We start from the raw sequence: 24,143 nt of genomic DNA on the forward strand, positions 1-24,143 counted from the left end.
CGTTTTGTTTACATGATCGAATTACGCAATCTTTCGCAGCGATTTCCCGGGCCGGGTGGCTGGGTCGAGGCGCTGCGCAACATCAACCTGACGATTCCGCAGGGTGAGGTGTTCGGCATCATCGGCCGAAGCGGCGCCGGCAAGAGCACGCTCGTGCGCACCATCAACCTGCTCACGCGGCCGACCGAAGGCAATGTCGTCGTCGGCGGGCGCGATCTCACGCTGCTGCCGGCTGGCGCGCTGCGCGAGGCGCGTCGCGAGATCGGCATGATCTTCCAGCACTTCAACCTGCTGTCGTCGCGCACGGTGTTCGACAACGTCGCGCTGCCGCTCGAACTGGCCGGCGCCAGCCGTGCCGAGATCGAGGCCGCCGTGCTGCCGCTGCTCGACCTCGTCGGGTTGTCCGCGCAGAAGGATCGCTATCCGTCGCAGATCAGCGGCGGGCAGAAGCAGCGCGTCGGCATCGCCCGCGCGCTCGCGAGCCAGCCGAAGGTGCTGCTGTCGGACGAAGCGACGTCCGCGCTCGATCCCGAGACCACGCGTTCGATTCTCGACCTGCTCAAGCGCATCAACCGTGAGCTCGGCCTGACGATCGTGCTGATCACGCACCAGATGGAAGTAATCAAGCAGGTGTGCGATCGCGTCGCGGTGCTCGATGCGGGGCGCGTGGTCGAGGAAGGCCGCGTGATCGACGTGTTCCTGCAGCCGCATCACGAAGTGACGCGCGCGCTGATCGGCGACGTGATCGCGCAGGAGTTGCCGCCCGCGTTGAAGGCGCGCGTGGCCGAGCGGCTGAAGACGGGCAGCGGGCATTTGCTGCGGCTCGCGTTCACGGGCTCGGGTGTCGACCAGCCGATCCTGTCGGAGACGATTCGCCGGTACGAACTCGATTTCAACATCCTGCATGGTCAGATCGACGAGATCCAGGGGCAGGCGTTCGGTTCGCTCGCGGTGCTCGCGGGAGGGGAGCCGGGCAAGGTCGGGCAGGCGCTCGCGTTCCTGCGCGAGCAAGGTGTGGTGGTAGAGGAGCTTTCGTATGTTGAGTGAGATGTTCGATATGTTCGTGCAGTCGTTCTGGGAGACGCTGATCATGGTCGGCATCTCCGGGGTGGTTGGCGCGCTCGTCGGCCTGCCGCTCGGCGTGCTGCTCTACCTGACCGACCGCCAGGGCGTGCTGCAGAACCTCGCGGTGAATCGCGTGCTCGGCGGCATCGTGAATGCCGTCCGCTCGACGCCGTTCATCATCCTGCTGGTCGCGGTGATTCCGTTTACGCGGCTCGTCACGGGTTCGTCGATCGGCACGGCCGCGGCGGTCGTGCCGCTGACGCTGGCGGCCGCGCCGTTCATCGCGCGTCTCGTCGAGACGGCGTTGCGCGAAGTCGACCGCGGGCTGATCGAAGCTGCGCAATCGATGGGCGCGACCACGTCGCAGATCGTCTTCAAGGTGCTGCTGCCCGAATCGCTGCCGGGCGTCGTCGCGGGCCTGACGATCACGTTCGTGTCGCTGGTCGGCTATTCGGCGATGGCGGGCGCGATCGGCGGTGGCGGCCTCGGCGATCTCGGGATCCGCTACGGCTACCAGCGCTATCTGCCCGAAGTGATGTGGACGGTGGTCGCGATCCTGATCGTGTTCGTGCAGATCGTGCAGTCGTTCGGCGACTGGCTCGTCCGCCGGCTGAGCCACAAGTAAAACAAGATTGATCCGTCAGGGGACACTCGATGCAACGACGCTTCATGCTGAAATTCGCGGCGGCACTGGGCGCGGCCGCGCTGTTTGCGGGCGCACACGCGCAGGCCGAAACCATCAAGGTGGGCGTGACGGGCGGGCCGCACGCGCAGATCATGGAAGTGGTGAAGAAGGTCGCGGCGAAGAGCGGCCTCGACATCCGCATCGTCGAATTCTCCGATTACGTGCAGCCGAACGCCGCGCTTGCGTCGGGCGACCTCGATGCGAACAGCTACCAGCACGATCCGTATCTGCAGGCGCAGGTGAAGGACCGCGGCTACAAGCTGGTCAAGGTCGCGGATACCGTCACGTTCCCGATGGGCATCTATTCGAAGCGTGTGAAGTCGCTGGCCGAACTGAAGCCGGGCGCGCGCATCGCGGTCCCGAACGACCCGACCAACGGCGGCCGCGCGCTGCTGTTGCTGCAGAAGCAGGGCCTGCTGAAGCTGCGCGCGGACGCGGGGCTGAAGGCGACGCCGCTCGATATCGTCGACAATCCGCGCAAGCTGAAGATCGTCGAACTCGATGCGGCGCAGATTCCGCGCTCGCTCGGTGACGTCGATGCGGCTGCGATCAATACCAACTACGCGATGGAAGCGGGGTTGAAACCGAAACAGGACGCGATCGCGATCGAGGGCCCGAACGGCCCGTACGCGAACATCCTCGCGATCCGCGAGGCCGACCGGAACAAGCCGTGGGTCGCGAAACTGGTCGCGGCCTATCATTCGGCCGACGTGAAGCAGTTCATCGAAGGCAAGTTCGGCGGCGCGGTCATTGCCGCCTGGTAACAGGTGAAGCACGCGGGCGCCCGGCGAGATTAGAGTCGATGATCGAAAACCCGGGCTTTGCGTCCGGGTTTTTTCTCTTTTAAAATAGAACGACCGTTCGATATCATTGGCGCGTCGCCAAGAAGCGGTATCCTCGACAACCACGAAGGTTGGGTCCGCTTGGCCGCGCAGTCATGAGGCCTCGCTATAGAATGGCCTCTGGTCGTATTCGTAACTTTGGAGCGTGTGCATGAAAATCCTGGTGCCAGTGAAAAGAGTGGTCGATTACAACGTGAAGGTCCGCGTGAAGTCGGACAACACGGGTGTCGACATCGCGAACGTGAAGATGTCGATGAACCCGTTCGACGAAATCGCGGTTGAAGAAGCCGTGCGCCTGAAGGAAGCGGGCGTGGCGACCGAAGTGATCGCCGTGTCGGTCGGTGTCGCACAGGCGCAGGAAACGCTGCGTACGGCGCTGGCGATCGGCGCGGATCGCGCGATCCTCGTCGAATCGAACGATGGCGTCGAGCCGCTGGGCGTCGCGAAGATCCTGAAGGCGCTGGTCGACAAGGAACAGCCGCAACTGGTGATCCTCGGCAAGCAGGCGATCGACGACGATTCGAACCAGACCGGCCAGATGCTGGCCGCGCTGGCAGGCCTGCCGCAAGCGACGTTCGCCTCGAAGGTCACGGTGGCCGACGGTAAAGCAACGGTCGCACGCGAAGTCGATGGTGGCGCGGAAACGCTGTCGCTGTCGCTGCCGGCCGTCATCACGACCGACCTGCGCCTGAACGAGCCGCGCTACGTGACGCTGCCGAACATCATGAAGGCGAAGAAGAAGCCGCTCGAAACCGTGAAGCCGGAAGACCTGGGCGTCGACGTTACGCCGCGTCTGAAGACGCTGAAGGTGGTCGAGCCGCCGAAGCGCGCAGCCGGCGTGAAGGTGCCGGACGTGAAGACGCTGGTCGAGAAGCTGAAGACCGAAGCCAAGGTGCTGTAAGAGGGAGCGGAAAGAAATGACGATTCTGGTGATTGCAGAACACGACAACGCGTCGATCAAGGCCGCGACGCTGAACACGGTGGCGGCGGCAGTGAAGATCGGCGGTGACATTCACGTGCTGGTCGCGGGCCACAACGCGCAAGCGGCTGCGGACGCAGCAGCGAAGATCGCAGGTGTGTCGAAGGTCCTCCTGGCCGACGCGCCGCAACTCGAAGCGGGTCTCGCGGAAAACGTCGAAGCGACCGCGCTGAACATCGCGAAGGACTACTCGCACATCCTCGCGCCGGCTACCGCCTACGGCAAGAACATCGCGCCGCGCATCGCCGCGAAGCTGGACGTCGCGCAGATCTCGGACATCACGGCAGTCGATTCGGCCGACACGTTCGAGCGCCCGATCTACGCGGGCAACGCGATCGCGACGGTGCAGTCGAGCGATCCGATCAAGGTCATCACGGTACGTGCGACGGGTTTCGATCCGGTGGCAGCGGAAGGCGGCAGCGGGTCGGTCGAGAAGATCGAAGCGGCAGCCGATGCCGGCAAGTCGCAGTTCGTGAGCCGTGAGGTGACGAAGCTGGACCGTCCGGAACTGACGTCGGCGAGCATCATCGTGTCGGGCGGCCGCGGTCTGGGCAGCGGCGAAAACTACACGAAGGTGCTGGAGCCGCTGGCCGACAAGCTGTCGGCAGCACTGGGCGCTTCGCGCGCGGCAGTCGACGCCGGCTACGTGCCGAACGACTACCAGGTCGGCCAGACCGGCAAGATCGTTGCACCGCAGCTGTACATCGCGGTCGGTATCTCGGGTGCAATTCAGCATCTGGCCGGCATGAAGGATTCGAAGGTGATCGTTGCGATCAACAAGGATCCGGAAGCGCCGATCTTCAGCGTGGCCGATTACGGCCTCGTCGGCGACCTGTTCGCGCTCGTGCCGGAGCTCGTAGCCGAGCTCAGCTAAAGCAGTGTGACGCTTCAGCGGTAAGCACACGAGAAGAGGGGCGCGACGAGCGCCCCTTTTTTTCGCCGTCTGCAGAAGGGGAAGAGGGTGACACCTCGTGAACCATCACGCCGCTGACCGGCATGACAACGCGATTCGATGAAATGAAAACGGCGCCCCGAAAGGGCGCCGTTCTTTTTGATGCCGGCCGTTCGCACGGCCGCGGGCGTGTCGGCTTATGCGTATGCCGGGCGCGTCTGGCCGGCCACGTCCTTCAGGTAACGATGCACCGACAGGTCGTCAGCCTGGATCGCGGGCATCTTGCCCGAGATCAGGTCCGCGAGCAGCTGGCCCGAGCCGCACGACATCGTCCAGCCGAGCGTGCCGTGGCCGGTGTTCAGGAACAGGTTCGACACCGGCGTGCGGCCGACGATCGGCGTGCCGTCCGGCGTCATCGGGCGCAGGCCCGTCCAGAACGTTGCCTTCGACGTGTCGCCACCGCCCGGGAACAGGTCATTCACGCACATTTCGAGCGTTTCACGGCGTGCGGCACGCAGCTTCTTGTCGAAGCCGACGATTTCCGCCATGCCGCCGACGCGGATGCGCTGGTCGAAACGCGTGATCGCGATCTTGTAGGTCTCGTCGAGCACGGTCGACACGGGCGCGGCCGCTTCGTTGACGATCGGCGCGGTGATCGAATAGCCCTTCAGCGGATAGACGGGGATCTTCATCAGGTTCGAGATGAAGCTCGTCGAGTACGAGCCGAGCGCGACGACATACGCATCGGCGCGCACCGTCTCGCTGCCGCACTGCACGCCGGCGATCTTGCCGCCCGCGATCGCGAGTGCATCGATCGGCGTGTTGTAGCGGAACTTCACGCCAAGCGATTCGGCGAGCGCCGCGAGGCGCGTCGTGAACAGCTGGCAGTCGCCCGTTTCGTCACCCGGCAGGCGCAGGCCGCCCGTCAGCTTGTGCGAGACGGCGGCAAGCGCCGGCTCGGCTTTCTTCAGGTCGGCCGGGGACAGCAGTTCGAACGGCACGTTCGCTTCCTGCAGGACGGCGATGTCCTTCGCCGCGCCGTCGAGTTGCTGCTGCGTGCGGAACAGTTGCAGCGTGCCGCCCGTGCGGCCTTCGTACTGGATGCCGGTATCGGCGCGCAATGCCTGCAGGCAGTCGCGGCTGTATTCGGCGAGGCGAACCATGCGGCCCTTGTTGACCGCGTAGCGCTCGGCCGTGCAGTTGCGCAGCATCTGATACATCCACTGGAGCTGGAAACGCGTGCCGTCGAGGCGGATCGCGAGCGGCGCATGCTTTTCGAACATCCACTTGACGGCCTTCAGCGGCACGCCGGGTGCGGCCCACGGCGCGGCATAGCCGGGGGAGATCTGGCCTGCGTTCGCGAAGCTCGTCTCGAGCGCCGGGCCGGCTTCCCGGTCGATCACCGTGACTTCATGGCCGGCGCGCGCGAGGTAATACGCGCTTGCCACGCCCACCACACCGCTGCCCAGAATGACGACTCGCATAGCTGCTCCAGATGGAAGGGACCAGATCGAGGCCGGGCGCACCTGCGTCTCCGTGTAACCTCTAGCTGATCTAGTTTTTTGCGCTATGGTATTGTCGAATGTGTAGGTTTTGTTATCGTATTTTTCAGGTTTTCAGCATAAACAAATGAGAACGCAACGTCAGCCCGTACGCTCACTCGACAAGCTCGACCGACGCATCCTGAAACTGCTCCAGGACGACGGCCGGATGGCGATGAAAGACCTTGCGGAACAGGTTGGACTGACCGTCACGCCGTGTATCGAGCGTGTGCGGCGCATGGAGCGCGATGGCGTGATCACCGGTTATCACGCACGGGTCGACCCCCACCAGCTGGATGCCGCGCTGCTGGTGTTCGTCGAGATCACGCTCGGCCACAAGGGCGGCAACATGTTCGAGCAGTTCCGCCGCGAAGTGATGAAGATCGACGAGGTGCTCGAGTGCCATCTCGTATCCGGTGATTTCGACTATCTGATCAAGGCGCGGATCGGCGAGATGGCCGACTACCGGAAGCTGCTCGGCGACATCCTGCTGCAGTTGCCCGGCGCCGTGCAGTCGAAGAGCTATGTCGTGATGGAAGAAATCAAGGAGACGCTGACGATCGCGGTGGGTGACTGACGCGCCTGAGGCGGCCCGTCAGGCCCTTTATCCCGCCCTTGGCATGCTGCACCCAATACTGTATAAATATACAGTATTGGGTGCAGGCGAATGGGTGGGCACATGGACGATCGATCCGACAACGAATTTCCGATAGCGCCGCCCGTGCCCCGCAAGGGGCGCGGTGCGGTCGACAACCTGCAAGGGCGATACGAGATCGCGCAGCGCGAAGCGGTCGACGACGGTTGGACACACGAGTCGGACGATACCGATTTCTCCGCGCCGCTGCGCACGCAGGTCTTCGAGGAGCGTGCGAAGAGCATCCTGACGCACAACCAGTCGCCCGACATTCCATTCAGCGTGTCGCTCAATCCGTATCGCGGCTGCGAGCACGGTTGCATCTATTGCTTCGCGAGGCCGACGCACAGTTATCTCGGCCTGTCGCCGGGGCTCGATTTCGAAAGCCGCATCTATGCGAAGGTCAATGCGGCCGAACTGCTCGAGCGCGAGATTTCACGCAAGCGCTACGTGCCGGAGCCGATCGCGCTCGGTGTCAACACCGACGCCTACCAGCCGGTCGAGCGCGACCTGCGCATCACGCGCAGCGTGATCCAGGTGATGCACGATCGCGGGTTGCCGTTCGCCGCGATCACGAAGTCGTCGCTGATCGAACGCGATCTCGACCTGCTCGCACCGATGGCCGAACGCGGGCAGGTGATGGCGGCGGTCACGATCACGACACTCGACGCCGATCTCGCGCGCACGCTCGAGCCGCGCGCGGCAACACCGGCGCGCCGGTTGCGTACGATTCGTGCGCTGAGCGAGGCGGGCGTGCCGGTCGGCGTGAGCATTGCGCCGATGATCCCGTTCGTCACAGAGCCCGACATGGAGCGTGTGCTCGAGGCGTGCGCGGAAGCCGGCGCGACGCATGCGAGCTACATCATCCTGAGGCTGCCGTGGGAAGTCGCTCCGCTGTTCAAGAACTGGCTTGCCGCGCATTTTCCCGATCGCGCGGAGCGCGTGATGAACCGCGTGCGCGACATGCGCGGCGGGAAGGACTACGACTCGGATTTCTCGAAACGGATGAAGGGCGAGGGGATCTGGGCCGACCTGCTGCGGCAGCGTTTCCGCCAGGCCGTCAAGCGGCTCGGGTTGAACGAGCGCACGAACGGAATTCTCGATCTGTCGCAGTTTCGCGGTGCGCCGGCCACCGCGGCGCCGCGCGTTGCTGTTCGTTCAGCCGCAGCGCGGTCGACGCAGTCGCGTGACGACTCGCAATTGAACCTGTTCTGACCGGTGTGCCAAACCGGCACCGGGCGCCGGTGCGTAGCGGCCGTTACGCTTACTGTGAAATCTGCTTGGCCGCTTCGACCTGCGACTCGAAGTACGTCTGGAACGACAGCGCGAGTGCGGTCATCAGGAGGAAGGCACCGATCAGCAGCGAGAAGATCACCACGAAGATCACGGTCCAGCCCGACTTGCTGTGCTTGCCTGTCTCCGCGTTGAATTGCGCGTCCCATTTTTCGTCGGGGCGCAGCCCGTAGACGAGCGCGGCAAGGAACGCCGCCAGCAGCGAGATCGCGCCGGGAACGGCAAGCCACCAACCGAGGCCCGCGCTGCGCTGGGTTGCGGCGAGCAGGAGGAAGCCCGGAATGCCGACGATCGTCGCGAGCAGATGCGCCCAGCCGAACACGTCGCGAAAGCCATACAGATAGAAGCGGTGCGCGCCGAGCGATCCGAACAGGAACGCGAGGGCGGCGGTGAGCGTCTTGGAGCGAAAGCGGCGGGACGGAGCGGTGCTGCTGGACATGGATGGCGGCGTATTGTCGTTGGCATGGGCGGCCGGCGGGCCGGCGCGGGCGCGCGGCCCGGCACGCATTCTACGATGCCCGGTCGGGCCCGGTCACCCCTGTCCTGCGTCAAGGTGCCGCATAGGTCACGCGGTAGATCGCACCCGCATAGTCGTCGCTGACGAGCAGCGAGCCGTCCGGCAGCGGCAGTACGTCGGCGGGGCGCCCCCATACCGTGCCGTCGGGTCGCAGCCAGCCCGTGACAAACGGGGTCTGGCGCGCCTGGCTGCCATCCGCCGAGACGACGACGCGCATCACGCGGTAGCCGACCTTCGTGCTGCGATTCCACGAGCCGTGTTCGGCGATGAAGACGTTATTGCGATACGACGCCGGAAACATCGACCCTGTATAGAACCGCATGCCGAGTGCCGCGACGTGCGCACCGAGTTTCAATACGGGCGGTACATAGCGGCGGCATACGTCGGCGCTGCCGAATTCGGGGTCGGGCGTGTCGCCGCCATGGCAGTACGGGAAGCCGAAGTCGAGGCCGGCGCGCGGTGCGCGGTTCAGCTTGTCGTCGGGCACGTCGTCGCCCATCATGTCGCGCCCGTTGTCGGTAAACCAAAGCTCGCCAGAATCGGGGTGCCACGCGAAGCCGACCGTATTGCGTACGCCGCGGGCAACGACCTCGTTCCCGCTGCCGTCCGCCTTCATGCGTGCGATGATCGCGTAGCGGTTGCGATCGGCGAGACAGACGTTGCACGGTGCGCCGGTCGGCACATACAGCTTGCCGTCGGGGCCGAACGCGATGAATTTCCAGCCGTGATGGTGTTCGGTCGGCAGCGCGTCGGTGACGACGGCAGGTGCGGGCGGCGTGGCCAGCCGGTCGTCGATACGATCCAGACGCAGAATGCGTGAGACGGCGGATATATAGAGTGCGCCGCCACGGTAGGCGACGCCGACGGGCATGTCGAGCCCGGACGCTACCACGTAGCGCGCACTGATCCGGCCCTCGTGCATGACGAATGCGTGAACGCGGCCTTCCCGGGTGCCGACATACAGGATGCCGCGCGGCGACCACGCCATTTCGCGCGCGGTCGGTACCGCGTCGACCAGCACGTCGACGTGGAAGCCGGGCGGCACGACGAGTTCGCCCACCGGCAACGGCGCGGCAAACGCCAGTGCGGACGCGAGGCAGGCAAGGCCGGCAAGCAGCGCCGCGAAACGGTGCTGCGCGCGGCGCATCGAGGCGGCGCGAAGGGGCGGCATGACGGTGTGGAACGTCCCGGACACGACGATTGTATGCCCGGTGGACAGGCCGCTTCCCCATTTTTTACGCGTAAGTGTTTGTTGTACCTCTGGTTTCCGGCTATAATTGCGTGTTTCAGTAGTTTCGAACCCGGTTTTCCCGAAGGACATCATATGGTTATCATCCGTCTGGCTCGTGGCGGCTCGAAGAAGCGCCCGTTCTACAACATCGTTGCTACCGATTCGCGCAACCGTCGTGACGGCCGCTTCATCGAGCGCGTCGGCTTCTACAACCCGGTCGCTACGAAGGGCGAATCGCTGCGTATCGCTCAGGATCGCCTGACGTACTGGCAAGGTGTTGGCGCGCAACTGTCGCCGACCGTCCAGCGTCTCGTGAAGGAAGCGCAAAAGGCGCAACCGGCTGCCTAACATGGCACGGTGTGCCGGTCGTGCCGGCTGTGAGGTGCATTGATGGCGGGTCACGATTCCGGTAATGCAAGGCGCGGGCGTGCGTCGTTTGGCGCATTCGTCCGCAAGCCGGTCGAGCGCGAGGCTGTCGCGAACGCCGGTCAGGCTGCCGAGCAGCAAGGCAGTCTCGAAGTGGCGCAAGCCTGGCCCGACGATGCCGTCGAGGTCGGGGCGGTGGTCGACGCCTATGGCCTGAAGGGTTGGGTCAAGGTGGCGACGCATGCCGACGCCGGCCGCGGTGGCGATGCGCTGCTCAAGGCGCGCCACTGGTGGCTGGAACGCGGAGCGGAGCGGCTTTCCGTCCGCATCGTGCAGTCAAAGGCGCACAGCGACACCGTCGTTGCGCAACCCGCGGGCGTCAGCGACCGCGATGCCGCGTACGCGATGCGCGGCTTTCGCGTGTTCGTGCGCCGGGAAGATTTCCCGGCATTGGCCGCGGACGAATTCTATTGGGTCGACCTGATCGGTCTCGACGTCGTCAACGAGCAATCGGTGGCACTCGGGAAGGTGAGCGGGATGATCGACAATGGCGTGCATTCGATCATGCGTGTCGAGTATCCGGCGACCGGCAAAGACGGTCAGCCGACCACCGACGAGCGGTTGATTCCGTTCGTCGGCGTATACGTCAAAACGGTGGATCAGGCGGCGCGTCGTATCGTCGTCGACTGGGAAGCCGATTACTGAAATGAACCAGGTTACCGAGAGCGCGGTGCAGTTCGACGTCGTCACGCTCTTTCCCGAGATGTTCCGTGCACTGACCGACTGGGGGATCACCAGCCGGGCCGTCAAGCAAGGGCGCTTCGGGCTGCGCACCTGGAACCCGCGTGATTTCACGACGGACAACTACCGCACGGTCGACGATCGTCCGTACGGCGGCGGTCCGGGCATGGTGATGCTGGCCAGGCCGCTCGAAGCCGCGATCGATGCCGCGAAAGCGGCGCAGGCGGAGCAGGGCATCGCGAGCACGCGTGTCGTGATGATGTCGCCGCAGGGCGCACCGCTCACGCACGATCGTGCGGTGCGGATGGCGCAGGAGCCTGGTGTCGTCGTGCTGTGCGGCCGCTATGAAGCGATCGACCAGCGCCTGCTCGATCGTTGCGTCGACGAGGAAATCAGCCTCGGCGATTTCGTCCTGTCCGGCGGAGAATTGCCGGCGATGGCGATGATGGATGCAGTCGTGCGGTTGCTGCCCGGCGTGCTGAACGATTCGCTGTCGGCCGTGCAGGACAGCTTCGCTGATGGCCTGCTCGATTGTCCGCACTACACGCGCCCCGAGGAGTATGACGGCGTGCGCGTGCCGGACGTGCTGCTCGGCGGGCATCATGCCGAGATCGAGAAGTGGCGGCGTCAGGAAGCATTGAGGAATACGTTGCGGAAGCGGCCGGATCTGATCGTCCGGGCGCGCCGCGAGAAGTTGTTGAGTCGCGCCGACGAGGCGTGGCTTGCGAACCTCGCACGCGAAGCGAAGGACGCCTCCTGAGGCGGCTGCGCGAGCGGGAATTGGCGGTGCCGTACATGCGTGTGCGGCGCCTGATGTGAATCCATCCTCTATCGGGGCCAGGCCTGGAAGCAGGCGGGTGTGAACGCCGACACGATGGCATAAGGAGTCAGTAATGAATCTGATCGCAAAACTTGAGCAGGAAGAAATCGAGCGCGCGCTCGCCGGCAAGACGATCCCCGAATTCGCCCCGGGCGACACGGTGATCGTGAACGTGAACGTGGTTGAAGGTAACCGCAAGCGCGTTCAGGCTTACGAAGGCGTCGTGATCGCGATTCGCAACCGTGGTCTGAACTCGAACTTCATCGTCCGCAAGATCTCGTCGGGCGAAGGCGTCGAGCGTACGTTCCAGACGTACTCGCCGCTGCTGGCAAGCATCGTCGTGAAGCGCCGCGGTGATGTGCGTCGTGCGAAGCTGTACTACCTGCGCGAGCGCTCGGGCAAGTCGGCTCGTATCAAGGAAAAGCTGGTGTCGAAGGATCGCGCCGCAGCAGCTTCCCAAGAGTAAGAGCTGTAAGGAAAAAGCACCCAACCGGGTGCTTTTTTCATTCTGGCGCGAGAATATGCTCGATACGACACGAACCCGAGAGCCCCATTGAATCGCCGCCCCATCATCGATCCCGAAGTCCTGCCGGTCGAAGGCACCGGCGCCGGCCTGCCGGCCATCGATTCCCGCCTGATGACGCCGTCCGGCCTGCGCGACCGTTTCGCGCGCACGCTCGAATGGAGCGTCGAACCCGGCGAGGCGAGGCTGCAGGAGGGCGTCGACCCACGCAGTGCGGCCGTCCTGGTGCCGCTCGTCGTCCGTGAGTCCGGTCTCACCATGCTGCTGACCCAGCGCGCCGATCACCTGAACGACCACGCCGGGCAGATCAGCTTCCCCGGCGGTCGTCGCGAGCCGTTCGATCGCGATGCAACCGCCACCGCGTTGCGCGAGGCGAAGGAAGAGATCGGGCTGGCAGACGAGCGTGTCGAGATCCTCGGCGCGCTGCCCGACTACCTGACCGGTACGGGCTTTTGCGTGACACCGGTGGTCGGCCTCGTGCATCCGCCGTTCACCGTGCAGGCCGACACGTTCGAAGTGGCCGAGATTTTCGAGGTCCCGCTCGCGTTCCTGATGAATCCCGCGAACCATCAGGTGCGTGTGTTCCGCTGGGAAGGCGGCGAGCGTCGTTTTTTTGCGATGCCCTATCCGAATGGCGAACCCGGCGGGCATTACTTCATCTGGGGCGCAACTGCCGGCATGTTGCGCAATCTGTACCGCTTCTTGGCCGCCGGCTAGACGTGCACGATTGTCGGCGTGCGTGGCCGGCTGGCGGGCGACTGCACCGGCAGCCATCCGGTGCTTACGCTGTGCTATCGTTATGCAAAAAATGACATAACTCCGAAGACGGCGCCACGCATGACTTTCTTTTCGGTTCTCCTCGCTCTCATCATCGAACAGGTCCGCGCGTTGTCGCCGAACAATCCGGTGTTCGCGCTGTTCCAGTTTCATGCGGAAACCGTCGCGCATGGTCTCGACGCGGGCAAGCAGAAGCACGGCATCCTCGCCTGGCTCGCGGTCGTGCTGCCGTGGGTGCTGATCGTCGCGCTGATCTATTTCCTGCTGTTCAAGGTGAGCTTCGTGCTCGCATTCATCTGGAACGTCGTCGTCGTGTATTTCACGCTCGGCTTCCGTCAGTTCAGCCATTACTTCACCGACATCCACCTCGCGCTCAATAACGACGACGTGCCGCGCGCGCGCGAAATCCTGCACGAGTGGACAGGCATCGACACGGTCGACATGCCGGTCGGCGAAATCGTCCGCCATACGCTGATTCACGCCGTGGTCGCATCGCATCGCCACGTGTTCGGCGTGTTCTTCTGGTACGTGCTGCCGATCGGGCCGGCCGGTGCCGTGCTGTACCGGATTTCCGAATACCTCGCACGCAGCTGGTCGACGCCGGGCGACGACCGCACGGCGGCCTTCTCGACGTTCGCGCAGCGCGCGTTCTTCGTGATCGACTGGATTCCCGCGCGATTGACCGCGCTCGGCTTCGCGATCGTCGGCAATTTCGAGGACGCGATCTATGCGTGGCGCAACCACACGCGCCAGTGGCCCGATCCGAACGATGGCGTCCTGCTGGCAGCCGGCAGCGGCGCGCTCGGCGCACGCCTCGCAGGGCCGCTCGCGGAACCGTCGAGCCTCGATGCGCTGGCAGTCGGCGACAGCGGTCCGTTGACGGTCGGTGACGATTGCACGCCGCGTACGCTGCAATCCGCGGTGGGCCTCGTCTGGCGTGCGGTGATCCTGTGGATGATTCTGCTGCTGATGCTGACGCTCGCCGTCTGGGTGTCGTGACGGGGCAGTGCGGTACCCGATGAAAAGCAGAAGGCCGGCTTGAAGCCGGCCTTTTTGCTGTGGATCACACGTCAAGCGGATCGCGCACGGCGCCGCATTGCCAGCACGCGGTGAACTGGGCTTCGAGCGCCTCACCGCACTGCCGGCAGCGCCACGGCGCGGCGCCGGCCGCCGGGCCGTGCGACGCGGCATCGAGGAGCCTGCGCGCGAGCGCGTCGTCGCGTTCGTCGTCGAGCCACAGTTCGGGCGTGCACGCGTCGGCGGGCAGGCCGCCGAGCGCGCCGGTCGCGTAGCAGTTATGCAGCTCGCAACCGATGCCGGCTACCTGAAGCACGTTGGCCCAATGCTGCGCCGTCGCGAGATCGGGTGCCTTGAAACGCATCGCGGCTCCTGTCGGTGAACGCCGGCCCGCACGGCACCGGCTGGCCGCCGCGCGCGTGCCGCGCGGTCAGCGGACGATCTGGCTCGCCTCGTGCACGAGCTGCGCATACAGCGCATGCCGCGACGGGGCGATACGGCCGTCGGCGACAGCGTCGAGAATCGCGCAGCCGGGTTCGTGCAGATGATGGCAATTATAGAAACGGCAGTCGGCCAGCAGCGGCCGGAACTCCGGAAAGGCGCGCTCGAGACGGCCTTCCGTCAGGTGGTAGAGGCCGAATTCCTGGAAGCCGGGCGAATCGATCAGCGCGCCGCCGCCGGCCAATGGGTACAGGCGCGTGAACGTCGTCGTGTGACGCCCGCTGTTGAGCGCGGCCGAAATCTCGCGCGTGGCGGCTTCGGCATCGGGAACGAGCAGGTTCACGAGCGTCGACTTGCCCATCCCGGACTGGCCGAGCAGGATCGTCGAATGCCCGGCGAGGTGCGGCATCAGTTGCGCGCGCGCGTCGTCGGGCGAACCCTTCACCGACAGCTCGAGCACGTCGTAGCCAAGGGCGCGGTAGGGCGCGAGGCGTTCGCGCGCGACCGGCAGCGCGGCTTCGACGTCGATCTTGTTCAGCACGACGAGCGGCTTCAGCTCGTTCGCCTCGGCGGCGATCAGCGCGCGGCCGAGCAGGTCCTCGCTGAAGTAGGGCTCGGTCGCGAGCACGATCAGCAATTGATCGAGGTTGGCCGCGAACAGCTTCGACTTGAACTGGTCGGAGCGGTACAGCAGGTTGCGCCGTTCGCCGATCTCGACGATGACGCCCTGGTCGGCCGACGCAAGTTCGTACGCGACACGGTCGCCGACCGCGATCTCGCTCTTCTTGCCGCGCGGGAAGCACTGCAGCATCGGGCCGCCGTCGTCGGGCGCGACGATGTAGTGGCGCCCGTGTGCCGCGATCACGCGGCCTTCGACCCGTTGCGCATTCGACGCGCGCGGGGCCGGCTTGCGGGAGGTCGGCCGGCTCATGCGTGCTGCATCAGGCGGTCGATCCGCTGCGATGCAGGCGGATGCGAGTAGTAGAAGGCCGTGTAGACGGGGTCGGGCGTCAGCGTCGACGCGTTGTCCTCATAGAGCTTCACGAGCGCGCTGACGAGATCCTGCGCGTCGGTCTGGCTGGCCGCGAATGCGTCGGCCTCGAATTCGTGCTTGCGCGACGTGAGGCTGCCGAACGGCGTCGCGAAGAACAGGAACACGGGAATCGCGAGGAAGAACAGTACGAGCGCGGCGCCCGCGTTGCTCGTGTCGAGCGACGGCGTGACGCCGAGCCCCGTGTAGAACCACGTGCGTTGCGCGAGCCAGCCGAGCAGCGCAAGCAGCACGAGGCTCAGCACGAACGACACGAGCATCCGCTTCATCACGTGGCGGCGCTTGAAGTGGCCGAGTTCGTGCGCGAGCACGGCTTCGATTTCCTGGCCGGACAGGCGCGCGAGCAGCGTGTCGAAGAACACGATCCGCTTCGACGCGCCGAAGCCCGTGAAGTACGCGTTGCCGTGCGCGGAGCGGCGGCTGCCGTCCATCACGAACAGCCCCTTCGCCGCAAAGCCGCAGCGCTTCATCAGCGACTCGATGCGCGCGCGCAGCGCGTCGTCCTTCAGCGGTTCGAACTTGTTGAAGATCGGTGCGATGAAAGTCGGGTAGATCAGCAGCACGAGCATCTGGAACGCGACCCAGACGATCCAGGTCCACAGCCACCACAGGCTCCCGGCCTGGTTCATCAGCCACAGCACGACGAACAGCAGCGGCAGGCCGAGCGCGGCGCCGAGCAGCGAGTTTTTCAGCATGTCGGTGAAGAACAGCCGCTTCGTCATCCGGTTGAAGCCGAAACGCTGTTCGATCCCGAACTGGCGGTAATACTCGAACGGGACGTCGATGACGCTCGTGATCACGAGTACTGCCGCGACGAGCGCGACCTGCTGCCCGTAGCCGCGGCCGAGCCAGCCGGTGAGCAGCGTGTCGAGTGCGCCGACGCCGCCGAGCAGCGTCAGGCCGACCAGCACGGCCGCGCTGACGACGATTTCGAGCATCGTCAACCGGGTGCGCTCGACCGTATAGTCGGCCGCGCGCTGGTGGGCCGTCAGCGGGATGGTTGCGCTGAACTGCGCGGGGACGCTGTTGCGGTGCGCCGCGACGAAGCGGATCTGCCGCGACGCGAGCCACAGCTTGGTGACGACCATCGCGAGCACGGCGAGCGCGAACAGCAGGGTGAACGAAAAGGGTGACATCGAAGGCGCCAAAGGGTTCTATGCGAGAATTATATGTTGTTGCGGACCGGCCCCGCTGATGCGATGCCGGCCGCCCGGGCGGCGCCGCGCGCCGTCCGCCATTTTCCAGGATGACTCATGACCGATACCGCCGCTTCCGCCAGCCAGCCCGCGCTCGTGCGCAACGAGTTGAACCTCGTCTGGCTCGACATGGAGATGACGGGCCTCGACCCGGATAACGACCGCATCATCGAGATCGCGGTCGTCGTGACCAATTCCACGCTCGACATCGCCGTCGAAGGCCCCGTGTTCGCGATCCACCAGAGCGACGAAACGCTCGCGAAGATGGACGACTGGAACAAGTCGACGCACGGCCGCTCGGGCCTGATCGACCGCGTGCGCGCGTCGACCGTGACCGAGGCGGAAGCCGCCGGGCAATTGCAGGCCTTCCTCGCGCAGTACGTGTCGCCCGGCAAATCGCCGATGTGCGGCAACTCGATCTGCCAGGACCGCCGCTTCATGGCGCGCTGGATGCCCGAATTCGAGCGGTTCTTCCACTACCGCAACCTCGACGTCAGCACGCTCAAGGAGTTGTGCCGCCGCTGGCAGCCCGCGATCTACAAGGGCTTCCAGAAGCGGGCGATGCACACGGCGCTCGCGGACATCCACGAGTCGATCGACGAGCTGAAGTACTACCGCGAGCATTTCCTGATTCCGGCCGCGTCCGCTTCGGCAGGCGAGTCCGCGCCGGCCGCCTGAGCGGGCCGGCACGCGCCTAGCGCGGTGCGCGCTGAGCGCTTTTCGGCCGGAACGCCGCGACCACCGCGGCGTCGGTCTCGATGTACGGGCCGCCGATCAGGTCGATGCAGTAGGGCACCGCGGCGAAGATGCCGGGCACGGTCGACTTGCCGTCGGCGTCGCGGAGCCCTTCGAGCGTTTCCCGGATCGACTTCGGCTGGCCGGGCAGGTTGACGATCAGCGCCGCATGGTCGGCCGTCTCGCGGATCACCGCGACCTGCCGCGACAGGATCGCGGTCGGCACGAAATTCAGGCTGATCTGCCGCATCTGTTCGCCGAATCCCGGCATTTCCTTCGTCGCCACCGCCAGCGTGGCCTCGGGCGTCACGTCGCGGCGCGCCGGGCCCGTGCCGCCCGTCGTCAGCACGAGGTCGCACCCCGCGACGTCGACGAGTTCGGCGAGCGTGGCGGAGATCGTCGGCGCGTCGTCCTGGATCAGGCGCGTTTCGGCGCGCCACGGCGACACCAGCGCGCCGGCGAGCCACTCCTGCAGCGCCGGAATGCCCTTGTCTTCGTAGACCCCCGTGCTCGCGCGGTCGCTGATCGACACGAGGCCGACGACGAGCTCGTCCGGGTGGTTACGCTTCGTCGTCGTCATGGTCGTCTCCGGCGTCGTCCGCCGCTTCGTCGTCCGCATGGGACGTGCCGCCGGCGGTCTTGATCCACTGGAACAGCTCGCGGAAATAGCGCGGCGGCTTGCCTTGCTGCGCTTCCTTGCGTGCGTTGCGAATCAGCGTGCGGCCTTCCTGGATGTCGGCTTCCGGGTGCTGGCGCAGGAATTCGGTCAGCGCGTCGTCGCTCGCGAGCAACTGTTCGCGGGTGCGTTCGATCCAGTGCAGGCGGGCCGTCGCGGCCTTGTTCACGCCGCGCTGCGCGTCGAGCGCGGTGCGCAGCGCGGCCGTCTCGTCGTCGGTCAGCGAGCGCATCACGCGGCCGACGTACTGGAGCTGGCGGCGCTTGCCTTCGTGATCGGTGATCCGGCGCGCCTCGCGCACGGCGTCACCGAGGCTTTCGGGCATCGGCATGCGTTTCAGCGCGTCTTTCGGCAGATCGACGAGTGCCTGGCCGAGCACCTGCAGCTCGTGCATCTCGCGCTTCAACTGGGATTTGCTGGGGCGATCGTAGCCATTGTCGTCGTCTTCGGCGGCATGCTCGATCGGCTGGATTCGGGTTTTGCGTGTCATGGACGGCATTGTATCGCGCCGCGGACACCCCAAGCTTGTCGGTGTCCGGCCCCGGACCTTGCTATGATCGCGGGATACGCAACATTTTGAACATGCGGGCGCCCGCCCGCCACCGGATATCAAGACGATGGCAGCCAATCTCGACGTACAAGCGCGCTATTTCCCGCACACGCAGGACCAGCTCAAGGAAATCGCCTCGGACATCCTTCGCCATGCGAAGGCGCTCGGCGCGACCGACGCCGCGACCGAAATCTCCGAGGGCGACGGCCTGTCGGTGTCGGTGCGCCGCGGCGAAGTCGAAACGATCGAGCACAACCGCGACAAGATGGTCGGCGTGACCGTGTTCATCGGCAAGAAGCGCGGCAACGCGAGCACGTCGGATTTTTCGCCGGGCGCGATCAAGGATACCGTCGCCGCCGCGTACAACATCGCGCGCTTCACGGCCGAAGACGAGGCGGCCGGCCTGGCCGAAGCCGAGCTGCTCGAAACCGACCCGCGCGACCTCGACCTCTACCATCCGTGGGCGCTGTCGGCCGACGAGGCCGTCGAGCTTGCCCGCCGCGCGGAAGACGCCGCATTCGCGGTCAGCCCGCAGATCCGCAACTCGGAAGGCGCAAGCGTGTCGGCCCAGCATTCGCAGTTCGTGCTGGCCACGTCGCGCGGCTTCCTGTCCGGCTACCCGTACTCGCGTCATTACATCGCATGCGCGCCGATCGCGGGCAGCGGCCGTCACATGCAGCGCGACGACTGGTATTCGTCGAAGCGCAGCGCGATCGATCTCGCGGCGCCCGAAGCGGTGGGCCGTTACGCGGCCGAGCGTGCGCTTGCCCGGATGGGCGCGCGCCGCCTCGATACCCGCAAGGTGCCCGTGCTGTTCGAGGCGCCGCTCGCGGCCGGCCTGCTCGGCGCATTCGTGCAGGCGGTGAGCGGCGGGGCGCTGTACCGCAAGACGTCGTTCCTCGTCGACAGCCTCGGCAAGCCGGTGTTCGCGCCGCACATCCAGGTCGTCGAGGATCCGCACGTGCCGCGCGCGATGGGCAGCGCGCCGTTCGACGAGGAAGGCGTGCGCACGCGTGCGCGCAGCGTCGTGAAGGACGGCGTCGTCGAAGGCTACTTCCTGTCGACCTATTCGGCGCGCAAGCTCGGCACGCAGACCACCGGCAACGCCGGCGGCTCGCACAACCTCGCACTGCGCAGCTCGAACACGCAGGCGGGCGACGATTTCGATGCGATGCTGAAGAAGCTCGGCACGGGCCTGTTGCTGACCGAGCTGATGGGGCAGGGCGTGAACTACGTGACGGGTGACTATTCGCGCGGTGCGGCGGGCTTCTGGGTCGAGAACGGCGTGATCCAGTATCCGGTCGAGGAAATCACCGTCGCGAGCACGCTGCAGGAAATGTTCCGGCATATCGTCGCGATCGGTGCCGATTCGATCGTGCGCGGCACGAAGGAAACGGGCTCGGTGCTGATCGAGCAGATGACGATCGCCGGGCAGTAATTGGCGCGCGGCAGCGGCCGCCATCGAACGAAAAAGCCCGACCGGCGTGAACCGGTCGGGCATTTTTCATGGGGCGTGACGCGTCAGCCGCGCTTGCGCTCGTAGACGACGAACGCATAGCCGAACGTATTCGGCGCGGCCGCCTGGTGCGCATCGCGCGACACTTCCTGCCACTGTGCGGCGTCGGGCGCCGGGAACGAGGCGTCACCGTCGAAGTCGGCATCGATCTCGGTGACGACCAGCTTGTCGGCGAGTGCGAGCCCTTCGGTGTAGAGTTGCGCGCCGCCGATCAGGAACGCCTCGGGCACGCCGTCGCGTGCGGCGAGCGCCAGCGCATCGGCGAGCGACGTGACCGTGTCGCAGCCGTCGAAGCGTCGCGTCGCGTCGCGCGTGACCACGATATTGCGGCGGCCCGGCAGCGGCCGGCCGATCGACTCGTGGGTCTTGCGGCCCATCACGATCGGCGCGCCCATCGTCGTGCGCTTGAAGAACGCGAGATCCTCGGGAAGTTTCCAGGGCAACTGGTTGTCGCGGCCGATGATGCCGTTGCGGGCACGCGCGACGATCAGGGTCAACGTCGTCATGAAGGTCGGGGAAAGGAAAACCGGAATGGCGCCGATTCTACCGGAACGGCGGCACGCGCCGGTTCCGGGTACGCGCATCCGCCTTTCCGCACTGCGCGCCGCGACGCTCGAGGCAAGGCGTCGCGGCGATGGAATGAATAAAAAGAGTGCCCGCCGGGGGACGGAGCACAAGAACCGTTTCGTGTTGCAAGCGTGACGATGCCGGCGTCGTCGCGCTCAAATTAATACGTCATCCTGATCAAATGGATCGGCTCGTGCATCACTGATGGGTACTGCCTTGCGTGGTGCCTTCCATCGCGTGCTGCAAATCGCCCGGCTGCGGTGCCGGACGTGGTGTCGGCAATTGAGGCGGTGGCGGGATCTCGTCCCACAGGGTCACCGACGTCCGGCCGGCCGGCAGCGGTTGCGGTGACGACACCGTCACGATGCCGAACCCGTTGCCGTGCTGCATGCTCGGTGCGTTTTCCGCAAGCAGCATGACGCGAGCCGGATTCGTGCCTTCGTCTGCGCGTACGGATGTGGGCGGGCCGGCGGCCGCGACTGCAATGGCCATCGGCACGAAAGAAAGTAAAGGATGTTTTCGCATGATCGCTGTCTCCGACGGTTTTCATGTTCAGCGAAATGCATGCCATCGCGCCGGGACCGTTGTCGAGACTGCGATTCGTGCTCAAGCGTTGCGAATTGTCTCGAAAAACCGCTGAAAATGTTTCAGGCGTGAAACGAGGGGGCTCGGGAATACTGCTGATTCAATCGATACGCTTCAAGGATGAAAATCGTCGCAAGTGTTGATGACGGAGAGTATCGCTGCGCCGGGGCTATGTGCAGACGATTGACATGTATCGACCTCCTGAGCGATACGGCCGCATCGCTCACCGCGCTGAAATCGGATTGTCGTATTCAGTGCCTATAACTAAGCTGTCTTGATCAAAATAACTGGACGCGAGATAAGCGCCATCATGCGAGGCTTTGTCGTCGCCACGCATCGGCATGGCGAATCGAGCCGCCTTCGGCTGACCCGATTCGATCCTTTTGGCACGTGACCTGACGTGCACGGCAATCGTTAGACGGTTGATGAACGGGGTGAGCATATGGGCGCCGATCTGCGGCACGTGATCTACTATTCGCGCGAACCGAACGACGCGTTGCGCGGCCATTTCGACGAATGCGGTTGGCGTGTCGATCTCGCGGAGACCGTGCGAGACGTTCGACGCGTCGTGCAGCATGGTGTCGCAACGGCCGGGCTGCTCGATTTTTCGCCGGGCTTCAAGCCTTCCGACCTGCGTGAACTCGAATCCTGTCTGAGCATTCAGCACATCGGCTGGATCGCGGCGACGCGCCGCGGCCAGTTGCAGGACGCTACGCTGCGCCATCTCATTCGCGACTACTGTTTCGACTACGTGACGATGCCGTACGAGACCGCGCGGATCGTCGAGACCGTCGGCCATGCACACGGGATGATCGCGCTGACCGAAACCGTTGCGCCGCCCGTCGGCGCCGGACGCAGCGAAGGCGAAATGGTCGGGACCTGCGATGCGATGCTCGGGCTCTTCAGGACGATACGCCGCGTCGCGGCGACCGACGCGCCGGTGTTCATCTCCGGCGAATCGGGTACGGGCAAGGAGCTGACGGCGGTCGCGATTCATGAACGTTCGTCGCGCGCGCAGGCGCCTTTCATCGCGATCAATTGCGGTGCGATTCCGTCGACGCTGCTGCAGGCCGAACTGTTCGGCTACGAGCGCGGCGCGTTCACCGGCGCGAACCAGCGCAAGATTGGCCGTGTCGAGGCTGCCAACGGCGGCACGCTGTTTCTCGACGAAATCGGCGACTTGCCGCTCGAAAGCCAGGCGAGCCTGCTGCGCTTCCTGCAGGAAGGCAAGATCGAGCGGTTGGGTGCCCATGTGTCGGTGCCCGTCGACGTGCGCGTGATCTGCGCGACGCACGTGGACATGGAAGCGGCGCTGCGCGAAGGGCGGTTCCGCGAGGACCTGTTCCATCGCCTGTGCGTGCTGAAGATCGAGGAGCCGCCGCTGCGCGCGCGCGGCAAGGACATCGAGGTGCTCGCGCGCCACATGCTCGAGCGTTTCAAGGGCGACGCGCATCGTCGCCTGCGCGGCTTTTCCCCTGATGCGGTCGCGTCGCTGTACGGCTATTCGTGGCCGGGCAACGTGCGCGAGCTGATCAATCGCGTGCGCCGTGCGATCGTCATGTCGGAAGGCCGGATGATCACCGCGGCCGATCTCGAGCTGAACGAGTTCGCGACGCTCGCGCCCGTGTCGCTGCTGGAGGCGCGCGAGGCGGCCGAACGGCAGGCGATCGAGCAGGCGCTGTTGCGCCATCGCGGCCGCTTCGCGGATGCCGCACGCGAACTCGGCGTGTCGCGCGTCACGCTCTACCGGCTGATGTGCGCACACGGCATGCGCGATCGCGGCGACACGCTGGCAGGGTTTTCGGCGCCGTTGCCGGAGCTTCCTCACCACGCTTGCTAAAATTGGCGGGTACGGCCGCCCTCGCGGCCGAAGGAACCCGCATGAAACAGTATCTCGATCTCGTTCGTACCATTCTCGATACCGGCACCTGGCAGGAGAACCGCACGGGGATCCGCACCATCAGCATGCCGGGCGCGATGCTGCGCTTCGACCTGCAGCAAGGCTTCCCGGCCGTGACGACCAAGAAGCTGGCCTTCAAGTCCGCGATCGGCGAACTGGTCGGCTTCCTGCGCGCGACGCGCAGCGCGGCCGATTTCCGTGCGCTCGGCTGCAAGGTGTGGGATGCGAACGCGAACGAGAACGCGCAATGGCTCGCGAACCCGTATCGCCAGGGCGTCGACGATCTCGGTGACGTGTACGGCGTGCAATGGCGCCAGTGGCCGGGCTACAAGGTGCTCGACGCGGGCGCCGACGCGCAGATCGCCGATGCGACGCGCCGCGGCTTCCGGATCGTCACGCGTTTCGACGAAGACGGCGCGCCGAAGGTGCTGCTGTACAAGGCGATCGACCAGTTGCGCCAGTGTCTGGATACGATCATGGAGAATCCGTCCGACCGCCGCATCCTGTTTCACGCGTGGAATCCGGCCGTGCTCGACCAGATCGCGCTACCCGCGTGCCACCTGCTGTACCAGTTCCTGCCGAATGCGACGAAGCGCGAAATCTCGCTGTGCCTGTACATCCGCAGCAACGACGTCGGCCTCGGTACGCCGTTCAACCTGACGGAAGGGGCGGCGTTGCTGGAACTCGTCGGCCGGCTGACGGGCTACACGCCGCGCTGGTTCACGTACTTCATCGGCGACGCGCATATCTACGAGAACCAGCTCGACATGCTGCAGCGCCAGCTCACGCGCGAGCCTTACGAGAGCCCGCGGCTCGAGATTGCCGAGCGTGTGCCGGAATACGCGAAGACGGGCGTCTACGCGCCCGAGTGGCTGGAACAGATCGAGCCGTCCGATTTCTCGCTCGTCGGCTACCGCCACCATGAGCCGCTGACCGCACCGATGGCGGTCTGATCGAGCAACCTGGGCCGCGCGGTTGCATCTAGCCGCGCCCCGTAGAAGAA

General features: G+C 65.4%; 28 protein-coding genes. 17 read left to right on the forward strand and 11 right to left on the reverse strand.

Annotation, left to right across the window (positions count from 1 at the left end):
* The first annotated feature begins 12 nt into the window (after positions 1-12).
* The 5 genes from CFB41_RS05150 to CFB41_RS05170 all read left to right on the forward strand — a co-directional run bounded on the left by CFB41_RS05150 (position 13) and on the right by CFB41_RS05170 (position 4,445).
* The gene (locus tag CFB41_RS05150; protein WP_089439505.1) at positions 13-1,047 is read left to right on the forward strand and encodes a methionine ABC transporter ATP-binding protein; all 1,035 of its coding nucleotides are present in this window, start codon (positions 13-15) and stop codon (positions 1,045-1,047) included.
* Positions 1,037-1,690: a methionine ABC transporter permease gene (locus CFB41_RS05155; RefSeq protein WP_011351347.1), complete on the forward strand. Its 654-nt coding sequence runs from the start codon at positions 1,037-1,039 to the stop codon at positions 1,688-1,690. The genes CFB41_RS05150 and CFB41_RS05155 overlap by 11 nt, the downstream gene beginning before the upstream one ends.
* 29 nt (positions 1,691-1,719) lie before the next feature.
* Positions 1,720-2,514 carry a MetQ/NlpA family ABC transporter substrate-binding protein gene (locus CFB41_RS05160; RefSeq protein ID WP_089455813.1) on the forward strand — a complete coding sequence of 265 codons (795 nt, stop codon included), beginning with the start codon at positions 1,720-1,722 and terminating at the stop codon, positions 2,512-2,514.
* A gap of 229 nt (positions 2,515-2,743) precedes the next feature.
* On the forward strand, positions 2,744-3,493 hold the full coding sequence (locus CFB41_RS05165) for an electron transfer flavoprotein subunit beta/FixA family protein (RefSeq protein WP_089439507.1): 750 nt from the start codon (positions 2,744-2,746) through the stop codon (positions 3,491-3,493).
* A 16-nt stretch (positions 3,494-3,509) separates the two neighbouring features.
* Complete coding sequence (locus CFB41_RS05170; RefSeq protein WP_089455814.1) at positions 3,510-4,445, forward strand: electron transfer flavoprotein subunit alpha/FixB family protein; 936 nt, start codon at positions 3,510-3,512, stop codon at positions 4,443-4,445.
* Positions 4,446-4,660: 215 nt separating this feature from the next.
* Here the strand turns inward: CFB41_RS05170 and CFB41_RS05175 are convergent, their stop codons facing one another.
* Positions 4,661-5,947 carry a D-amino acid dehydrogenase gene (locus CFB41_RS05175; protein ID WP_011351352.1) on the reverse strand — a complete coding sequence of 429 codons (1,287 nt, stop codon included), beginning with the start codon at positions 5,945-5,947 and terminating at the stop codon, positions 4,661-4,663.
* A gap of 145 nt (positions 5,948-6,092) precedes the next feature.
* Between CFB41_RS05175 and CFB41_RS05180 the strand changes: the two genes are divergently transcribed.
* Entirely contained in the window at positions 6,093-6,581 is a 489-nt protein-coding gene (locus CFB41_RS05180; protein ID WP_011351353.1) for an Lrp/AsnC ligand binding domain-containing protein, read from the forward strand.
* A 90-nt stretch (positions 6,582-6,671) separates the two neighbouring features.
* Positions 6,672-7,853, forward strand: coding sequence for a PA0069 family radical SAM protein (locus CFB41_RS05185; RefSeq protein WP_089455815.1), 1,182 nt, complete (start codon positions 6,672-6,674; stop codon positions 7,851-7,853).
* A gap of 49 nt (positions 7,854-7,902) precedes the next feature.
* Here the strand turns inward: CFB41_RS05185 and CFB41_RS05190 are convergent, their stop codons facing one another.
* Positions 7,903-8,370, reverse strand: a complete 468-nt coding sequence (locus CFB41_RS05190; protein ID WP_039370986.1) for an NINE protein — start codon at positions 8,368-8,370, stop codon at positions 7,903-7,905.
* Between the two features lie 109 nt (positions 8,371-8,479).
* Complete coding sequence (locus tag CFB41_RS05195) at positions 8,480-9,619, reverse strand: sorbosone dehydrogenase family protein (RefSeq protein WP_089455816.1); 1,140 nt, start codon at positions 9,617-9,619, stop codon at positions 8,480-8,482.
* Between the two features lie 153 nt (positions 9,620-9,772).
* Between CFB41_RS05195 and rpsP the strand changes: the two genes are divergently transcribed.
* The 6 genes from rpsP to CFB41_RS05225 all read left to right on the forward strand — a co-directional run bounded on the left by rpsP (position 9,773) and on the right by CFB41_RS05225 (position 13,905).
* Positions 9,773-10,027 carry a 30S ribosomal protein S16 gene (gene rpsP / locus CFB41_RS05200; protein WP_006476550.1) on the forward strand — a complete coding sequence of 85 codons (255 nt, stop codon included), beginning with the start codon at positions 9,773-9,775 and terminating at the stop codon, positions 10,025-10,027.
* 42 nt (positions 10,028-10,069) lie between these two features.
* On the forward strand, positions 10,070-10,750 hold the full coding sequence (gene rimM, locus CFB41_RS05205) for a ribosome maturation factor RimM (protein ID WP_089455817.1): 681 nt from the start codon (positions 10,070-10,072) through the stop codon (positions 10,748-10,750).
* Between the two features lies 1 nt (position 10,751).
* Complete coding sequence (trmD, locus tag CFB41_RS05210; protein ID WP_006476548.1) at positions 10,752-11,546, forward strand: tRNA (guanosine(37)-N1)-methyltransferase TrmD; 795 nt, start codon at positions 10,752-10,754, stop codon at positions 11,544-11,546.
* 133 nt (positions 11,547-11,679) lie between these two features.
* Complete coding sequence (gene rplS, locus CFB41_RS05215) at positions 11,680-12,072, forward strand: 50S ribosomal protein L19 (RefSeq protein WP_006753174.1); 393 nt, start codon at positions 11,680-11,682, stop codon at positions 12,070-12,072.
* A gap of 87 nt (positions 12,073-12,159) precedes the next feature.
* Positions 12,160-12,846, forward strand: coding sequence for a CoA pyrophosphatase (locus CFB41_RS05220; protein ID WP_069247448.1), 687 nt, complete (start codon positions 12,160-12,162; stop codon positions 12,844-12,846).
* A 120-nt stretch (positions 12,847-12,966) separates the two neighbouring features.
* Positions 12,967-13,905, forward strand: a complete 939-nt coding sequence (locus CFB41_RS05225; RefSeq protein ID WP_011351361.1) for a CobD/CbiB family protein — start codon at positions 12,967-12,969, stop codon at positions 13,903-13,905.
* 64 nt (positions 13,906-13,969) lie between these two features.
* Here CFB41_RS05225 and CFB41_RS05230 read toward each other — a convergent pair whose 3' ends face one another.
* The 3 genes from CFB41_RS05230 to CFB41_RS05240 form a co-directional block, all read right to left on the reverse strand.
* Positions 13,970-14,287 (reverse strand): putative signal transducing protein, encoded by a 318-nt coding sequence (locus CFB41_RS05230; protein ID WP_089455818.1) that lies wholly within the window; start codon positions 14,285-14,287, stop codon positions 13,970-13,972.
* Positions 14,288-14,353: 66 nt separating this feature from the next.
* Entirely contained in the window at positions 14,354-15,295 is a 942-nt protein-coding gene (gene rsgA, locus CFB41_RS05235) for a ribosome small subunit-dependent GTPase A (RefSeq protein ID WP_089455819.1), read from the reverse strand.
* Entirely contained in the window at positions 15,292-16,551 is a 1,260-nt protein-coding gene (locus CFB41_RS05240; RefSeq protein WP_089439515.1) for a M48 family metallopeptidase, read from the reverse strand. The genes rsgA and CFB41_RS05240 overlap by 4 nt, the downstream gene beginning before the upstream one ends.
* Positions 16,552-16,668: 117 nt before the next feature.
* Here CFB41_RS05240 and orn point away from each other — a divergent pair, with 117 nt between their 5' ends.
* Positions 16,669-17,289, forward strand: coding sequence for an oligoribonuclease (gene orn / locus CFB41_RS05245; RefSeq protein ID WP_089455820.1), 621 nt, complete (start codon positions 16,669-16,671; stop codon positions 17,287-17,289).
* Positions 17,290-17,305: 16 nt separating this feature from the next.
* Here the strand turns inward: orn and mog are convergent, their stop codons facing one another.
* Both mog and yjgA read right to left on the reverse strand, forming a co-directional pair.
* Positions 17,306-17,926 carry a molybdopterin adenylyltransferase gene (gene mog, locus CFB41_RS05250; protein ID WP_011351366.1) on the reverse strand — a complete coding sequence of 207 codons (621 nt, stop codon included), beginning with the start codon at positions 17,924-17,926 and terminating at the stop codon, positions 17,306-17,308.
* A complete protein-coding gene (gene yjgA, locus CFB41_RS05255; RefSeq protein WP_272482667.1) occupies positions 17,907-18,512 on the reverse strand; it encodes a ribosome biogenesis factor YjgA in 606 nt (201 codons plus the stop codon). The genes mog and yjgA overlap by 20 nt, the downstream gene beginning before the upstream one ends.
* A gap of 127 nt (positions 18,513-18,639) precedes the next feature.
* Here yjgA and pmbA point away from each other — a divergent pair, with 127 nt between their 5' ends.
* Complete coding sequence (gene pmbA / locus CFB41_RS05260; RefSeq protein WP_039370934.1) at positions 18,640-20,010, forward strand: metalloprotease PmbA; 1,371 nt, start codon at positions 18,640-18,642, stop codon at positions 20,008-20,010.
* Positions 20,011-20,093: 83 nt separating this feature from the next.
* On the opposite strand, the gene CFB41_RS05265 is transcribed toward pmbA, so the two are convergent.
* From CFB41_RS05265 to CFB41_RS05275, 3 genes are all read right to left on the reverse strand, one after another.
* Positions 20,094-20,594: a dihydrofolate reductase gene (locus CFB41_RS05265; protein WP_069247452.1), complete on the reverse strand. Its 501-nt coding sequence runs from the start codon at positions 20,592-20,594 to the stop codon at positions 20,094-20,096.
* A gap of 259 nt (positions 20,595-20,853) precedes the next feature.
* Positions 20,854-21,072, reverse strand: coding sequence for a hypothetical protein (locus CFB41_RS05270; protein WP_373558614.1), 219 nt, complete (start codon positions 21,070-21,072; stop codon positions 20,854-20,856).
* Between the two features lie 391 nt (positions 21,073-21,463).
* Positions 21,464-21,703 (reverse strand): hypothetical protein, encoded by a 240-nt coding sequence (locus CFB41_RS05275; RefSeq protein WP_226224574.1) that lies wholly within the window; start codon positions 21,701-21,703, stop codon positions 21,464-21,466.
* Here CFB41_RS05275 and CFB41_RS05280 point away from each other — a divergent pair.
* Together CFB41_RS05280 and CFB41_RS05285 are read left to right on the forward strand one after the other, a co-directional pair.
* A complete protein-coding gene (locus CFB41_RS05280) occupies positions 21,683-23,080 on the forward strand; it encodes a sigma-54 dependent transcriptional regulator (protein WP_089439518.1) in 1,398 nt (465 codons plus the stop codon). The two genes, CFB41_RS05275 and CFB41_RS05280, sit on opposite strands and share 21 nt — an antisense overlap.
* 41 nt (positions 23,081-23,121) lie before the next feature.
* Positions 23,122-24,093, forward strand: a complete 972-nt coding sequence (locus CFB41_RS05285) for a thymidylate synthase (RefSeq protein WP_089439519.1) — start codon at positions 23,122-23,124, stop codon at positions 24,091-24,093.
* Positions 24,094-24,143: the final 50 nt, after the last annotated feature.

Source organism: Burkholderia sp. AU33803 (genome assembly GCF_002223095.1).
GTDB lineage: Bacteria > Pseudomonadota > Gammaproteobacteria > Burkholderiales > Burkholderiaceae > Burkholderia.

What these genes read in the sequence shown, in the direction of transcription:
- CFB41_RS05230 (WP_089455818.1), bottom strand. Translation starts at nt 14,287, where the DNA reads ATGCGTTTCAAGGCACCCGATCTCGCGACGGCGCAGCATTGGGCCAAC.
- rsgA (WP_089455819.1), bottom strand. Translation starts at nt 15,295, where the DNA reads ATGAGCCGGCCGACCTCCCGCAAGCCGGCCCCGCGCGCGTCGAATGCG.
- CFB41_RS05170 (WP_089455814.1), top strand. Translation starts at nt 3,510, where the DNA reads ATGACGATTCTGGTGATTGCAGAACACGACAACGCGTCGATCAAGGCC.
- CFB41_RS05165 (WP_089439507.1), top strand. Translation starts at nt 2,744, where the DNA reads ATGAAAATCCTGGTGCCAGTGAAAAGAGTGGTCGATTACAACGTGAAG.
- CFB41_RS05185 (WP_089455815.1), top strand. Translation starts at nt 6,672, where the DNA reads ATGGGTGGGCACATGGACGATCGATCCGACAACGAATTTCCGATAGCG.
- yjgA (WP_272482667.1), bottom strand. Translation starts at nt 18,512, where the DNA reads ATGACACGCAAAACCCGAATCCAGCCGATCGAGCATGCCGCCGAAGAC.
- CFB41_RS05155 (WP_011351347.1), top strand. Translation starts at nt 1,037, where the DNA reads ATGTTGAGTGAGATGTTCGATATGTTCGTGCAGTCGTTCTGGGAGACG.
- rimM (WP_089455817.1), top strand. Translation starts at nt 10,070, where the DNA reads ATGGCGGGTCACGATTCCGGTAATGCAAGGCGCGGGCGTGCGTCGTTT.
- CFB41_RS05150 (WP_089439505.1), top strand. Translation starts at nt 13, where the DNA reads ATGATCGAATTACGCAATCTTTCGCAGCGATTTCCCGGGCCGGGTGGC.
- rpsP (WP_006476550.1), top strand. Translation starts at nt 9,773, where the DNA reads ATGGTTATCATCCGTCTGGCTCGTGGCGGCTCGAAGAAGCGCCCGTTC.
- rplS (WP_006753174.1), top strand. Translation starts at nt 11,680, where the DNA reads ATGAATCTGATCGCAAAACTTGAGCAGGAAGAAATCGAGCGCGCGCTC.
- CFB41_RS05265 (WP_069247452.1), bottom strand. Translation starts at nt 20,594, where the DNA reads ATGACGACGTTGACCCTGATCGTCGCGCGTGCCCGCAACGGCATCATC.
- CFB41_RS05190 (WP_039370986.1), bottom strand. Translation starts at nt 8,370, where the DNA reads ATGTCCAGCAGCACCGCTCCGTCCCGCCGCTTTCGCTCCAAGACGCTC.
- CFB41_RS05240 (WP_089439515.1), bottom strand. Translation starts at nt 16,551, where the DNA reads ATGTCACCCTTTTCGTTCACCCTGCTGTTCGCGCTCGCCGTGCTCGCG.
- CFB41_RS05285 (WP_089439519.1), top strand. Translation starts at nt 23,122, where the DNA reads ATGAAACAGTATCTCGATCTCGTTCGTACCATTCTCGATACCGGCACC.
- CFB41_RS05195 (WP_089455816.1), bottom strand. Translation starts at nt 9,619, where the DNA reads ATGCCGCCCCTTCGCGCCGCCTCGATGCGCCGCGCGCAGCACCGTTTC.
- CFB41_RS05270 (WP_373558614.1), bottom strand. Translation starts at nt 21,072, where the DNA reads ATGCTGCTTGCGGAAAACGCACCGAGCATGCAGCACGGCAACGGGTTC.
- CFB41_RS05180 (WP_011351353.1), top strand. Translation starts at nt 6,093, where the DNA reads ATGAGAACGCAACGTCAGCCCGTACGCTCACTCGACAAGCTCGACCGA.
- pmbA (WP_039370934.1), top strand. Translation starts at nt 18,640, where the DNA reads ATGGCAGCCAATCTCGACGTACAAGCGCGCTATTTCCCGCACACGCAG.
- CFB41_RS05160 (WP_089455813.1), top strand. Translation starts at nt 1,720, where the DNA reads ATGCAACGACGCTTCATGCTGAAATTCGCGGCGGCACTGGGCGCGGCC.
- CFB41_RS05280 (WP_089439518.1), top strand. Translation starts at nt 21,683, where the DNA reads ATGGGCGCCGATCTGCGGCACGTGATCTACTATTCGCGCGAACCGAAC.
- orn (WP_089455820.1), top strand. Translation starts at nt 16,669, where the DNA reads ATGACCGATACCGCCGCTTCCGCCAGCCAGCCCGCGCTCGTGCGCAAC.
- trmD (WP_006476548.1), top strand. Translation starts at nt 10,752, where the DNA reads ATGAACCAGGTTACCGAGAGCGCGGTGCAGTTCGACGTCGTCACGCTC.
- CFB41_RS05225 (WP_011351361.1), top strand. Translation starts at nt 12,967, where the DNA reads ATGACTTTCTTTTCGGTTCTCCTCGCTCTCATCATCGAACAGGTCCGC.
- mog (WP_011351366.1), bottom strand. Translation starts at nt 17,926, where the DNA reads ATGACGACGACGAAGCGTAACCACCCGGACGAGCTCGTCGTCGGCCTC.
- CFB41_RS05175 (WP_011351352.1), bottom strand. Translation starts at nt 5,947, where the DNA reads ATGCGAGTCGTCATTCTGGGCAGCGGTGTGGTGGGCGTGGCAAGCGCG.